The following is a 13480-nucleotide window of genomic DNA, read 5'->3' as shown; positions in this document are numbered from 1 at the left end:
CCATCCGGCACCGGATGGCGGCAAACGGTCCAGATTGCGCGAAAATGCGCCTGACATTTCACTGCTTTTTCCACCTGCCTTCTTGTTTTCAAACAGAAAACCTGCTCTGGCCTGATTGCCAAAGCAGGTTTTTCTACAGGCTGAGGCATCGGGAATTTTCCCGATGCCTTTTTTGCTTGTTTTGTTTTCTGCTTGAGGCTCAGCCCTGCCGGAAGCGGGCCAGAAATTCCGCGGTGCGCTCGCTCTTGGGGTTCTCGAACAGCTGGTGCGGCTCGCCCTCTTCGCAGATCACGCCGTCGGCCATGAACACCACATGGTTGCTCACGTCCCGGGCGAAGGCCATCTCGTGGGTGACCACGATCATGGTCATGCCCTCGGCAGCCAGCTTCTGCATCACGGTCAGCACCTCGCCCACCATCTCCGGGTCAAGGGCGCTGGTGGGCTCGTCGAAGAGCAGCAGCTCCGGCTCCATGGCCAGCGCCCGGGCGATGGCCACACGCTGCTGCTGGCCGCCGGAAAGCTGGCTGGGCTTTGCGTTCACATACTCGGCCATGCCCACCTTTTCCAGATAGAACAGTGCCTTCTTCTCCGCCTCGTCCCTGCTGCGCTTCAGGGCCTTGCGCTGGCCCAGCATGCAGTTTTCCAGCACGGTCAGGTTGGAGAACAGGTTGAAGGACTGGAACACCATGCCCACCTTGGTGCGGTAGGCGGGAATGTTGCCGTTTTCGCTGATGTTCTGCCCGTGGAACAGAATCTCGCCGCCGGAGGGCGTCTCCAGCAGGTTCAAACAGCGCAGAAGGGTGGACTTGCCGCTGCCGGAGGGACCGATGATGGTGGTCACGTCGCCCTTGCAGACGGTGAAGTTGATGTCCCGCAGAATTTCCCGCGGGCCGAAGGATTTATTCAGGTGGCGTACCTCTACGATGGCGCCGTTCTGGGTGGTATTCATCTTGCTCGTCCCCCTTTTCTCACAGATCCAGATTGGCGGTGCGCGGCTTGCCGTGCTCCACATAGGGAGGGGCGTTCAGGCCGCCGGTCTGCTTCACCAGCTCGTAGCTGGATTCGCCATCCATCCGCTTTTCCACCCAGCGCAGAATGGCCGAGCAGACCAGAGTCATCACCAGATAGATGGCCATCTCGATCACCGCCGAGGGGAAGTAGGCGTAGGTGGCGCCCACCACACCCTTGTGGATGCTGAACAGCTCGGCCACGCCGATGATGAACAGCACCGAGGTATCCTTGATGTTGATGATCAGGTTGTTGCCGATCTGGGGCATGATGTTGCGCAGCGCCTGGGGCAGGATAATGCTGGTCATGGTCTGCACATGGGTCAGGCCAATGGCCTTGGCGCCCTCGGTCTGGCCCACCGGGATGGACAGGATGCCGCCGCGCACCGATTCCGCCATGTAAGCGCCGGTGTTCACCGACACGATCACCAGCGCAGCGGTCCACATGTCCAGATTCCAGCCGAACAGGAAGGCCGCGCCGTAGAAGATGAGCACCGCCTGCAGAATCATGGGGGTGCCACGGAACACCTCCACATACACCCGCAGCACAGCGCGGGCCGCGCCCAGCAGGATCTTCTTGCCCATGCCGTCCCGCTTTTCCACCGGGATGGTCTGCACGATGCCGCAGCCAAGGCCGATTACGCAGCCGATGGCGGTGCAGATCACCGCAATCACCACGGTGATGCCCGCGCCCTTCAGGTAGCTGGTGCCGTAGTTCTTCAGCAGATAGCCGATCTGGGCGAAGAAGCCTTCGGGCAGGCCGTCGCTCAGCGGCTGGATGGAAATGGCCTCGTCCATCATGGCATTGTAGTCGTCCTCGGTCATGGTGGCCAGCACGCCGTTGATGGCGTCCTTCAGTTCGGTGTTGCCCTTCTGCACCGAGATGCCGATGTTCACGTCCTCGCTGGAGACCACGAAGTTATCCTCGCTGTCGTTGAAATCCAGCAGCACAAAGTCGCTGTAGGCATTCAGGGCCGCCTTGGCGGTGGGGATGTCGGTGACCACCAGATTTACCCGGCCGGTCTCCAGCGCCATCAGCATGGCGGGGGCGGATTCCTGGGGGGTGAGGATGGTGGCGTCCGGAATCTGGGGCAGACAGCCGTCGTACCAGATGGTGCCCAGCTGGCTGGTGGCGGTGGCGCCCGCCAGATCACTCAGGCCCTGCGCCTGGGCATAGGGGCTGTCGGTGCGGGTCAGGCCCACGATGGAAGCATAGAAGTAGGGGGCGGTGAAGTCCACCGACTCCAGCCGCTCGCTGGTGATGGACTGGCCCGCAATCACGCAGTCCACGGTGCCGCTCTGCACGGCGGGCACCAGCGAATCCCAGTCCAGCCGCACGATCTCCAGCTCCATGCCCAGAGCGTCAGCGATCTTCTTGGCCATCATCACGTCGTAGCCGTTGGCGTAGTCGGCGCTGTCCTTGATGGGCACCGCGCCGTTGGAAGAATCCGGCTGGGTCCAGTTGTAGGGGGCGTAGGCGCACTCCATGGCCACGGTCAGGGTGTTGTCATCCAGCACGCTGCCCTCGGCCGAAACGGCGGTGAGACCGCTCAAAATTCCGGTGCAAAGCAGCAGTGCCAACATAAGGCTTGCGATTTTTTTCATGTTGCTCCTCCTCTTTTTTACCGCTGCCCGCCACGCAAAAAAACGGGGCTGCTTTCCTTTCGAAAAGCAGCCCCGCGGAAGTCTCTGTGCGCCCCGCGAACGAACGCGGCGCGTTGCAGGCAGCCCCGGCCGGGCCGCCCCTTCGGTTTCCCTTGGATAGCGCTTCACGAAAAAATTCGTGACAGTCCGGCGGATCTTCTCCGCCGGCCCAGGCAAGCGCCCCCCAGACCGGGTTCGCTTCCTTCGGCGATGTTCCCTTTTGCAGCGGCGGGGGTCTGCCCCGAATGCCGCGTGCTACTCTTGAACACCGCGCCTCTATCACAGCGATATGAATTTAGTTGTCATATTACTCTATTTTCCACCGCTTGTCAAGCAATTGGGGAAAGCCTGTCCTTTTTTGTAACCAAATCCGGCTTTAAACCGTTTCGATGTAGGCATTCAGCAGCCGGAAGGTGGCCATCATGCCCTTCACATGGCTGCGCTCGTAGCCGTGGGAGGCGTACACGCCCGCGCCGATCAGGCCGTGGCGCACATCCGCGCCCGCCCGCAGGGTGGCTTCCACGTCCGAGCCGTAGTGGGGATACACGTCCACCGCGTAGTCCACGCCGGCGGCCTTGGCCGCCGCCACCAGACCGCTCACCACGTCGTAGTGGTAGGGGCCGCCGCTGTCCTTGGCGCAGATGGATACCTGATGCTCCTTGCAGGCAAGGCCCTCGCCCACGCAGCCCATGTCCACGCTGATGGCTTCGCCCACACCCTCCGGCACCGAGGCGGAGCCGCCGTGGCCCACCTCCTCAAACACGGTGATGTGCTGCCACACCGCCCGCCGGGTGGTCCTGCCGCTTTCCTTCAAAGCCCGGGCATAGCCCAGCAGGATGGCCACGCTCAGCTTGTCATCCAGAAAACGGCTCTTGATGTAGCCGCTTTCTGTGACGGTGGTGCGGGGGTCAAAGCAGACAATATCGCCGTTTTCGATGCCCAGTGCGTGAACCTCGGCCTCGGAAAAGACCATCTCGTCCAGCAGCACCTCCATGGTGTCCCAGCTGCGCTCGGTCTTGGAGTAGTCGCCGTTCACATGCACCGAAGCGTCGGTGAGCTGGCACACGCCGGTGTAGACCTTGCCCTCCCGGGTGTAGATGCGCACGTTCTCGGTCTCGGCGTTGTTGGGGTTCATGCCGCCCAGCGCCGTCAGCCGCAGCCGGCCGTTGCCCTTTACACCGCACACCATGGCGCCCAGGGTATCCAGATGGGCCTCCTGCAAAATGCCGTCGCCGGGCATGGAGCCGTCGCCCGCGCTCAGCTGCACCAGCACGCCGCCCTTGCGGGTAACCTGAGGCTCATAGCCCAGTGCCCTGTATTCCTTTACCAGATAATCCACCGCGTTTCTGGTGAAGCCGCTGGGGCTGTCGATGGCCAGCACCGCCTTCACCTGCTGCAGCATGTATTCCTGATCGTTCATTTCATTTTCCCTCCCGATGAATTTACTTACAGATTCTGTTCCAGCTCCTCCACCTGAGCCAGCCAGAGGGTGGCGCAGGCGTCGCTGGGCATCCGCCAGTCGCCCCGGGGCGACAGGGTCACGGTGCCCACCTTGGGGCCGTCCGGCAGGCAGCTGCGCTTGAACTGCTGGGCGAAGAAGCGCCGGTAGAAGTTGCGCAGCCACTGCACCAGCACCGCGTCCTCATAGACCCCGGCAAAGGCCCGCCGGGCCAGCCAGAAGATCTTTTTGGGCGCAAAACCCCAGCGAATGGCGTAATAGAGGAAGAAGTCGTGCAGCTCGTAGGGGCCCACGATGGCCTCGGTCTGCTGGGCAATTTCGCCGTTCTCCTTGGCGGGCAGCAGCTCGGGGCTGACCGGGGTGTCCAGAATGTCCTGCAGGACCTCCCGCAGGGCGGGCTCGCTGTTGGCCGTCACGGTGGTCACAATGTGCCGCACCAGCGTTTTGGGCACCGAGCCGTTCACGCCGTACATGCTCATGTGGTCACCGTTGTAGGTGGCCCAGCCCAGCGCCAGCTCGCTCAGATCGCCGGTGCCGATCACAAGGCCGCCCAGCCGGTTGGCCAGATTCATCAAAACCAGCGTGCGCACCCGGGCCTGGGTGTTTTCGTAGGTCACATCCAGCACCGACTCGTCGTGGCCGATGTCCGCAAAGTTGCTGCGCACCGTGTCCGCAATGTTCACCTGACGCAGGCTCACGCCCAGCGCCTCACACAGCTTTTCCGCGTTGGATTTGGTGCGCTTGGTGGTGCCGAAGCAGGGCATGGTCACCGCCACCACATCCTTCAGGGGCTTGTTCATCAGCCGGAAGGCACGGGTCACCACCAGCAGAGCAAGAGTGCTGTCCAGCCCGCCGGAGATGCCGATCACCGCGGTGGCGGCGCGGGTGTGCTCCATCCGCTTGCGCAGGCCCTGGGCCTGCATCTCCAGAATGGCCTCGCAGCGGCGCATGCGTTCGCTCTCGCCCGCGGGCACAAAGGGCGCCGGGTCCACCGGGCGCACCGGCTGCCAGTCAGCACAGGTGTCTGCCAGCTGCACCGTGGTGTAGCCCTCGTCGTTCACTGCGGCAAAGCTGGTGTTTTTCAGCCGCTCGCCCGCCAGCTTCTCCAGATCCACCTCGCTGACGATCATGCCGCTGCCGAACAGCTCGGTCTGAGCCAGAATGGCCCCGTTTTCACAGATCAGATCGTGCCCGGCGAACACCAGATCGGTGGTGGATTCGCCCCGGCCCGCGTCTGCGTACAGATAGCCGCACAGCAGCCGGGCGGACTGGCCCGCGATCAACTGACGGCGGTACTCCGCCTTGCCCACCACCTCGTCGCTGGCGGAAAGATTCAGGATCAGGGTCGCGCCGGCCATGGCGTGGCCCACGCTGGGGGGCAGCGGCGCCCACACGTCCTCGCAGATTTCCACCGCGATTTTAAAGCAGTCCGCGCTGGGGTGGCAGAACAGCAGCTTTGTGCCGAAGGGCACGGTCTGGCCCAGCACTTCCAGCGTGAAATTGCCGGCGGGGGCGGCGGTGAACCGGCGGCCCTCGTAGAACTCATTGTAGCTGGGCAGATGGGTCTTGGGCACAAGGCCCAACAGCCGCCCGCTCTGGCAGACGGCGGCGCAGTTGTACAGCTTGCCCCGCACCGCCAGCGGCAGGCCCGCCACAAATACCACCGAGGTGCGGGCGGTGGCCTTCAGCACGGTGTCCAGTGCGTCCAGTGCGCCCTGCTGGAGCACCGGCTGAAAAAACAGATCCTCACAGGTGTAGCCGGTCAGGCCAAGCTCCGGCAGGCACAGTACCTCCACACCCTGTTCGGCGGCCTCTTCCACCGCATGGATGGTCTGGGCGGCATTGTAAGTGCAGTCCGCCACCCGGATGTCCGGCGTGGCGCAGGCGGTTTTCACAAACCCGTATCGCATGGTATGATCCTCTCCTCATCCCGTTTGTTTCAAAACTCTTTTGTAAGTATAGCACACTTTTGTTCTGTTTTGAACGCATGAACCCTCTCGCCTTTTGGCTGCGTTTGTGCTATACTTTATTTCACTAACCTGCAAAAGCAAGCAAAGGAGCGATGGGAACATGTCGATGGAAGCAGCCAGAGCGCATCTGGAACAATTCGGGCTTGAAGGGCGCATCCGGGAATTTTCGGTGTCCAGCGCCACGGTGGAGCTGGCGGCGGTTGCCGTGGGCTGCGAGCCCGCCCGCATTGCCAAGAGTCTTTCCTTTCTGGTGGAGGACAAGCCTATTCTGATTCTGGCAGCGGGGGACGCCAAGGTGGATAACCCCCGCTACAAGGCCCGGTTCGGCACCAAGGCAAAGATGATTCCCGCCGATCAGGTGGAGGAGCTGATCGGCCACGGGGTGGGCGGCGTGTGCCCCTTTGGCACAAAGCCCGGCGTGACCGTGTATCTGGACGAATCCCTGCGCCGGTTCGATGTGGTCTATCCGGCGGCAGGCACCGCGGCCAGCGCGGTGGAGCTGAATCTGGCCGAGCTGGAAAAAGCCAGCGGCGCATCCGGCTGGGTGGACGTGTGCAAGGGCTGGCGGCCAGAGGAATAACCAAATCGAAGCAGCAAAAAGGCTCCCCGGTCGGGGAGCCTTTTTGCGTGTATCAAATCAGCCGGCGGTGAAGTAGCCCTTTTCGCAGAGCACCTCCAAAAAGAAGTTCACCGCTTCGTCGTCGAACAGGTCGGCGTAGTCGTTTTGGGACGCCACCGCTTCGGGCGACAGGTCCAGCCGGCCCTTGGCGGCCAGCCGGTCAAAGGCTTCGCTCACCGCGCCCCGGCGTGCCTGCTCGGCCATGGCCCGCGCCGGGCCCCGCTTTTGCAGAAACGCCAGAAAGTGCGCCCCATCCCAGCCGCAGACCAGCTTGGCCTCAGCCGTCTTGTCGGTGACCTCCTGCAAGAATTTCTGTTCCAGATCGCTCATACTCGATCCCTGCCTTTCGCTTGCTTCGTTATTGCTTCGCGCCGTTTTTCGGTTACAGCGCGATCACGTCCAGATCATAAGGCACATGCAGATCGCCCTGATAGTACTCTTTGCCCTCGGCGGTGTACAGCCGCTGGCGGTTCTCGTAGGTTTTGTCCTCGGTGTGCCAGAGCACCAGATGGGGCACCTCCAGCTGGGCGGCCAGCTCGCAGGCTTCCTTCACGGTGCTGTGGTGCTTTTCGTAGGGCTTGAACTTCTCCCGGTCGCCGTACAGGCAGAACGCCTCGCACAGCAGCCAGTCGCTGCCCTTCACATAGCCCTCGCACAGGGGGTTATAGGGCTCGTCGCCCAGGCAGGTGAGCTTTTTGCCGTCCTTCTCGGCGGTGAAGCCGTACTGCTCCATCTTGGTGGAGTGGATGTCGAAGAAGGTCACGGTGTGGCCCAGAAGCTCCGCCTGCTCGCCGTCCGCCACACCGTGCAGCAGAATCCGGTCGCCGATCAGCTTTGCAAATTTGCCCTGCACCGTCAGCCGTACCAGCGTCTCGATGGTCTCGGGCAGGCCCTTGTGGCACCAGACGTGGAACTGGCCCTCATATTTGCCGTCCAGCATCAGGGTGGCGATCTTGCGGATCACCCACACCACGCCCAGAATGTGGTCGGTGTGGGCGTGGGTCACAATCAGATTGTGGATGGATGCCGGGTCGATGCCCGCCTTCTGCAGCTGCACCAGAATGCCGTTGCCGCCGCCCGCGTCCACCAGCAGCACGTCGTCGCCCTGATGCAGGGCGAAACAGGTGTTGTAGCAGCGCAGGGCCATGGCGTAGCCGGTGCCCAGAACAGTGATCTTTTCCATTGGTCTTTCCCTCTCCTCGTATGCCTGTTATTTTATTTTCCTTCCCGGATGAAGCGGCAGGCGCTGTCCATGGCTTCCGCCGCCTTCTTGATGGGGAACATCTGAAATACATGCCACATGCCCGGCCACTGCTCCAGCCGGCACAGAACGCCCTGCTCCTGCATGGCACGGCGCAGGCCCAGCGAATCCTCCAGAAGAATCTCGTTGTCGCCCACCTGAATCAGCGTGGGCGGAAAGGCGGTAAAATCGCCGTACAGGGGCGAATATTCCCACTTGGACCAGTCCGCCCCGGGGGCGTAGGCCTGCCGCACCGCGCAGATGTAGTTTTTGGTGAGCATGGGGTCGGTCTCGCCCCGGGTTTCATAGGTCTCGCTGGTGGCGGTCATGTCCGTCCAGGGTGAGAACAGCACCAGCTGGCCCGGCAGCCTGCGGCCCTCGGCCCGCAGCCGCATCACCAGCTCCAGCGCCATGTTGCCGCCGGCGGAATCGCCCGCCAGCACCACATCCGCCGCGCCCCAGCCCTGATGCATCAGGTAGTTCCAGGCCTTTTCCGCGTCCTTCAGCGCCGCCGGGTAGGGGTGCTCCGGGGCCAGCCGGTACTCGAAGGCCAGCACCGGGCAGCCGGTGCCCTGGGCCAGCTTTGCCGCCAGCGGCCGGGCGTAGCCCAGATTGCCGGTGGTGTAGCCGCCGCCGTGGCAGTACAGCACGATTTTGCGGGGGTTTTCCCCCTGCTCGGGGCGTACCCATGCGGCGGGCATGCCGCCGATTTCAAAGGGCTCCCAGCGCATGCCCAGCATGGGGGTGACCATGCGGCCCAGCAGCTCCTGCCCCTTGCGCTGCCGCTCCAGATCCTCCGGGGTGGTGGAATCCGGCGAGGTGGCGGAATGGATGGCCTTTAAGGCCGCGGTCAGGGTGGTTTCAAAACGTTTTTCCAGCGACAGAGCGCTCTGCTCCGCGTCGGGTCGATTGATTTTCAGCATAGGTTCTCTTTTCCGGCCGGGATCGTTTTTACCGGCCTTTCTTTTATTGTACCATACCCCGGCAGCTTTTGATGGACATTCTGAGAATTTTACAGCCACTTTGCCCAAAACGTGGTAAAATAAGGGAAATCATTCCAGTTTTTTCGGAGGTGAATGCCATGCCTTCCCTTTCCGGCGGCTGGTCCCGGCTGGACAATGCCGCCCTGATGTATTCCGCCCTGCAGCGGGAGGACTATTCCGCCGTCTACCGGTTTTCGGCCCTGATGCGCCAGCCGGTGGACCCGGTGCTGCTGCAGCAGGCGGTGGACACCACCCTGCCCCGTTTCCCCGGCTTTGCGGTGCGCATCAAGCAGGGGGTGTTCTGGTATTATTTCGAGCCCAACCATGCCCCCGGCCCCTTCGTTCAGCCGGACATCGCCAACCCCTGCCAGCCGGTGCGCTTTCGCAAGGGCGAGGACTGGCTGATCCGCTTTTTCTACTACGAGCGGCGCATCTCCATGGAGGTGTTCCACGCGCTGGCGGACGGCTCCGGCGCGCTGACCTTCTTCCGCACCCTGCTGGCGGTGTATCTGCGGCTGTGCGGGCATGACATTCCCAACGAGGGAGGCGTGCTGGACGTGACCGCCCCGCCCGATGCGGCCGAGCAGGAGGACGCCTATTCCCGCTACGGCCACGCCCGCAAGTGCCTGGGCATGCGGGAGCCCCCCGCCTACGCCTGCCTGGGGGAAAAGGAGCCCTTCTACACCCTGAACGTGACCATGGGCCTTGTGTCGGTGGCCCAGCTCAAGGCGGTGGCCAAGGGTTACGGGGCCTCCATCACCGAGTATCTGGCGGCGGTGCTGCTGGAATCCATCCAGATCCGCCAGCGCCGGGAGGGCCGCCGCAAGGAAAAGCAGGTGGCGCTGGCAGTGCCCATCAACCTGCGGCCCCACTTTCCCTCACCCACCCTGCGCAACTTCATCCTCACGGTGCGCCCGGCCATCGACCCGGAACTGGGCGACTACACCTTCCCGGAAATCGTTTCTCAGGTGCATCACCACATGCGGCTGCACATCAACCGGGTGGAGATGCAGGCCACCATCGCCGGCAACGTGGCGCTGCAGAACAATCTGCTGCTTCAGCTGGTACCCTCGCCCATCAAGAATCTGGCGCTGGATTTGAGCTACCGGCTCATCGGCAACCGGCCCTATTCCACCACCCTCACCAATCCCGGCGTATTCAAGGTGCCCGCCGCCATGGAGGAGCACATCGAGCGCATGGAGATGATTCTGGGCCAGTCCTACACCGCCCGCTCCAACTGCGCCTGCATCAGCTACGGCGACACATTGACCATCACCTTCGCGGGCATCGTGAAGGATACCGATATGGAGCGGGAGTTCTTCCGCCATCTGGTGCGGGAGGGCATCCATGTGAAGGTCATCTCCAACCGAAAGGAGTAAACAAGCCATGTCTTATTGTGTGCAATGCGGGGTGGAGCTGGATTCCACCGCCGGGCGCTGCCCCCTGTGCGGCACGCCTGTATATAACCCGAACCAGCCGGTGGACCGCACCAGTCCGCCGCCCTTCCCGGCCATCCGGCAGGAGGTGGCCCCCATCGACCGGCGAGAGCTGGCGGTGGCGGTGACGGCGGTGCTTTTGTCCGCCTCGGTGTTCTGCGTGCTGCTGAACCTGATTCTGGTGGGCCTGGGCATTCCCTGGTCCGCCTATGTGGCCGGGGCCGCTGCCCTGCTCTGGTGCTGGAGCGTGCCCCATCTGCTGGCCCGCCGCCTGCCGGTGTGGGCGCGGCTTGCCATCGACGGGGCGGCGCTGGCGCTGTATCTGTTGCTGATTGCCCTGCTCACCGGGGGCCTTGGCTGGTACTGGAGCCTTGCGCTGCCGGTGACTGCCGCGCTGTGCGGCCTTTCGCTTGCCCTGTGCGCGGTGTTCCGCAAAAAGCCCTCGCTGCTCAGCGCCTTCATGGCGGTGATTCTGTGCATCGGGCTGTTTTTGCTGGTGCTGGAATTCTTCATCGACTTCACCGTCTCGGGCAGCTACCGGCCCTTCTGGTCGTTGATTTCCTTCGGCGCCTGCCTCGCCCTGATCGCCCCGCTGCTGGTGGTGCGCCTGCGCCCCGGCCTGCGCAGCGAAGTGCGCCGCCGGTTCCATTTTTAAAAATTCCGATAAAAAAGGGAAAAGCCCGCAGGAAACTTCCTGCGGGCTTTTTGGCGGAGAGTTAGGGATTCGAACCCTAGGTCGGTTTTACCCGACACGAAATTTCGAGTTTCGCACCTTCGACCACTCGGACAACTCTCCAGATTGGATTTGCATCGTCTATTATAGCAAAATCCCGGCGGCGCGTCAATTTGAAATTTGCGCGCCGCCGGGATTTTTTCGCGTTCCGTTCCGGTTCAGGGTCAGCCGATCAGGCTCCAGTGCTTGTCCACCTGGTTGAGCACCTCGCAGCCGTCGGCGGTCACCAGCACCAGATCCTCCACCCGCACGCCGAATTCGCCCGGCAGGTAGACGCCCGGCTCGATGGAGAAGATCATCCCCTCCTCGGCCACCAGCGGGCTTGCGCTGCTCACGTCGCCCTGCTCGTGGTCGGTCTGGCCGATGAAATGGCCCAGCCGGTGGGTGAAGTATTCGCCGTAGCCTTCGGCGGCGATCAGGTTGCGGGCGGCGGCGTCCAGCTCGCTCAGCTTTACGCCCGGCTTCACCAGCGCCTCGGCGGCTTCGTTTGCCCGGCGCACCAGATCATGGATGGCGGCATACTTCGGGTCCGCCTGCTTGCAGAAGTAAGTGCGGGTCATGTCCGAGCAGTAGCGCTGCTTGCGGCCGCCGATGTCGATCACAATGCAGTCCCCGGCCTTCAGGCGGGTGTCGTCCGGCATGTGGTGGGGGTCCGCCGCGTTGGCCCCGAAGGAGACGATGGGTGCAAAGGACACGTCCTCACAGCCCAGCTCCTTATACTGGGCCAGAACGAAGGCTTCGCCCTCCTTTTCGGTCATGCCCTCCTTCAAAAAGGCCACGGTGCGGCGCATCACCTCGTCGTTCAGGCGGGAGTTCATCCGCATCAGCTCCCGCTCGGCCTCGTCCTTGCGGGCGCGGGCGTCGTCCACGCAGTCCGAGGCAAGGCGGCACTCCATGCCCGGGCAGGCGGCCATCAGGGGCAGCAGGAACCGGGCGGGCCATTCCTTGTCAATGCCCAGGGGCTTTGTTTTGTCCACCCGGGCGGCGATCATGCCCACGCCGTCGTCGGTGTCGGTCATCCACACCGCCTCGCAGGGGGGATTCGGCACATGGAACAGCCGGTTCAAAAACAGCACGCTGCCCTCCTTGCGCAGATACAGCGCGAACAGCCGCTCAAAGGGCTCCACGTCCACCCCGGTCAGATACCAGACGCTCTTGGGGTCACTCACGATCATCTGCTCCAGTCCCTGGGCTTCCATCGCGCCCAGCACCCGCTCCCGGCGGGCCTTCCAAACCTCTTCCATGGTTTTTTCCTCCTTGCCTGTGCGGCGGTGCGTTTGCCGCCATTGGATCATTATCTCCATGATAATCACCGGGCGGGCCGCTGTCAACGCCGCTCTTTGCCCTGCCGGGCGCGCTGTGCTATAATAGGCGGCAAAGGAGGCGCTGTGTTATGCCTTATTATCAACTGTCCGCCCCACTGACCCTTCTGCCCGCGCCGCCCGCCGCGTGGGACCGGGTGCTGGCGGTGCTCACGCCGGACGAAGCCGCCGCCGAAGCCATACCCGACGCACTGAAGCCCCCTGCCCATCTGGCCCGGCCGGATCAGCTGCACTACTGCCGGGTGGAATTTGACGCCGGGCGCATTCTGGGCGCACTGCACATTCCCGCCCGAGCCAAACAGCCGGCCAAAAGCCTTGCCTTTGTGTGGCAGGGCTCCAACGTGCTGCTTGTTGCCCCGCAGGAAACCGGCGCAGCCCTGCTGGCGCAGGTGCTGGCCATGCGCCCCCACGATCAGGGCGGCGCGGGGGATTTTCTGGTGGATCTGCTCACCGCCCTGATTCAGGACGGCCTGCCCTACATCCAGCAGCTGGAGGAACGGGCCGCCCAGCTGGAGCAGGAGATTCTGGCCGGCCGCACCGACCGATTCATCCACCGGATAAGTGCGCTGCGCAAGGAGCTGAACCGGTGCAACCGGTTCTACGCTCAGCTGAACGATCTGGCAGACACCCTCTTGGAAAGCGCCGAGGATCTGCTGGGGCCGGAAAGCGCCCAGCGCATGGGCCACTTCGGCCGCCGGGTGGAAAGCCTGCGGGCGGAAAGCCAGATGCTGCGGGAATACGCCAGCCAGATCGCCAGCGAATACCAGGCCCAGATCGACATCGGGCAGAACCGGATCATGAAGGTGCTCACGGTGGTGACCACCCTCTGCCTGCCCCTTTCGCTGATTGCCGGCTGGTACGGCATGAACTTCGCCCACATGCCGGAGCTGCAATGGGCCTACGGCTATCCGGCGGTGATTCTGGTCAGCGCCGGAATTCTGCTGGGCAGCATCTGGTACTTCCGCCGGAAAAATTTCTGGTGATATACAAAAAAGGGGCTGTTGCAAAACGGAAGTTGAGCAACAGCCCCCACTTTTTGTGAAAAGCAGGATCGGAAGAGACTTTTT

The 13480-nt window shown here is 63.0% G+C and carries 12 protein-coding genes, 1 tRNA gene and 1 riboswitch; of the genes, 4 read left to right on the top strand and 9 right to left on the bottom strand.

The features are described from left to right. Positions 1-199: 199 nt before the first annotated feature. The 4 genes from ACESYO_RS15890 to ACESYO_RS15875 form a co-directional block, all read right to left on the bottom strand. Positions 200-949, bottom strand: coding sequence for an amino acid ABC transporter ATP-binding protein (locus tag ACESYO_RS15890; protein WP_346672263.1), 750 nt, complete (start codon positions 947-949; stop codon positions 200-202). A gap of 19 nt (positions 950-968) precedes the next feature. After that, a complete protein-coding gene (locus ACESYO_RS15885) occupies positions 969-2612 on the bottom strand; it encodes an ABC transporter substrate-binding protein/permease (protein ID WP_373210795.1) in 1644 nt (547 codons plus the stop codon). A gap of 149 nt (positions 2613-2761) precedes the next feature. After that, positions 2762-2938, bottom strand: a riboswitch (Lysine riboswitch). Between the two features lie 89 nt (positions 2939-3027). Further along, on the bottom strand, positions 3028-4071 hold the full coding sequence (locus tag ACESYO_RS15880) for a M42 family metallopeptidase (protein ID WP_373210797.1): 1044 nt from the start codon (positions 4069-4071) through the stop codon (positions 3028-3030). A gap of 26 nt (positions 4072-4097) precedes the next feature. Further along, positions 4098-6020 (bottom strand): NAD(+) synthase, encoded by a 1923-nt coding sequence (locus tag ACESYO_RS15875; RefSeq protein ID WP_373210799.1) that lies wholly within the window; start codon positions 6018-6020, stop codon positions 4098-4100. A 160-nt stretch (positions 6021-6180) separates the two neighbouring features. Between ACESYO_RS15875 and ACESYO_RS15870 the strand changes: the two genes are divergently transcribed. Beyond that, positions 6181-6660, top strand: coding sequence for a YbaK/EbsC family protein (locus ACESYO_RS15870; RefSeq protein ID WP_276872353.1), 480 nt, complete (start codon positions 6181-6183; stop codon positions 6658-6660). A 57-nt stretch (positions 6661-6717) separates the two neighbouring features. On the opposite strand, the gene ACESYO_RS15865 is transcribed toward ACESYO_RS15870, so the two are convergent. The 3 genes from ACESYO_RS15865 to ACESYO_RS15855 are packed head-to-tail and all read right to left on the bottom strand — an operon-like array spanning position 6718 to position 8862. Beyond that, a complete protein-coding gene (locus ACESYO_RS15865; RefSeq protein ID WP_276872354.1) occupies positions 6718-7029 on the bottom strand; it encodes a hypothetical protein in 312 nt (103 codons plus the stop codon). A 52-nt stretch (positions 7030-7081) separates the two neighbouring features. After that, complete coding sequence (locus tag ACESYO_RS15860) at positions 7082-7882, bottom strand: MBL fold metallo-hydrolase (protein ID WP_373210802.1); 801 nt, start codon at positions 7880-7882, stop codon at positions 7082-7084. A gap of 32 nt (positions 7883-7914) precedes the next feature. Beyond that, a complete protein-coding gene (locus ACESYO_RS15855) occupies positions 7915-8862 on the bottom strand; it encodes an alpha/beta hydrolase (protein WP_058963996.1) in 948 nt (315 codons plus the stop codon). A gap of 158 nt (positions 8863-9020) precedes the next feature. On the opposite strand from ACESYO_RS15855, the gene ACESYO_RS15850 reads away from it, so the two are divergent. Together ACESYO_RS15850 and ACESYO_RS15845 are read left to right on the top strand one after the other, a co-directional pair. Next, positions 9021-10301, top strand: a complete 1281-nt coding sequence (locus tag ACESYO_RS15850) for a hypothetical protein (RefSeq protein ID WP_283129581.1) — start codon at positions 9021-9023, stop codon at positions 10299-10301. A 7-nt stretch (positions 10302-10308) separates the two neighbouring features. Then, positions 10309-11013 carry a DUF6320 domain-containing protein gene (locus ACESYO_RS15845; protein WP_373210804.1) on the top strand — a complete coding sequence of 235 codons (705 nt, stop codon included), beginning with the start codon at positions 10309-10311 and terminating at the stop codon, positions 11011-11013. A gap of 51 nt (positions 11014-11064) precedes the next feature. On the opposite strand, the gene ACESYO_RS15840 is transcribed toward ACESYO_RS15845, so the two are convergent. After that, a tRNA-Ser gene (locus tag ACESYO_RS15840) sits at positions 11065-11154 on the bottom strand. Between the two features lie 101 nt (positions 11155-11255). Further along, positions 11256-12335 (bottom strand): M24 family metallopeptidase, encoded by a 1080-nt coding sequence (locus ACESYO_RS15835; protein ID WP_058964232.1) that lies wholly within the window; start codon positions 12333-12335, stop codon positions 11256-11258. A gap of 149 nt (positions 12336-12484) precedes the next feature. Between ACESYO_RS15835 and ACESYO_RS15830 the strand changes: the two genes are divergently transcribed. Further along, the gene (locus tag ACESYO_RS15830; RefSeq protein WP_373210806.1) at positions 12485-13396 is read left to right on the top strand and encodes a magnesium transporter CorA family protein; all 912 of its coding nucleotides are present in this window, start codon (positions 12485-12487) and stop codon (positions 13394-13396) included. The last annotated feature ends 84 nt before the right edge of the window (positions 13397-13480 follow it).

Source organism: Allofournierella massiliensis (assembly GCF_964241245.1).
In the GTDB taxonomy this organism is placed as follows: domain Bacteria; phylum Bacillota; class Clostridia; order Oscillospirales; family Ruminococcaceae; genus Allofournierella; species Allofournierella massiliensis.
The sequence above is the reverse complement of the archived record's forward strand: the minus strand, read 5'-3'. Positions and strand labels throughout refer to the sequence as shown.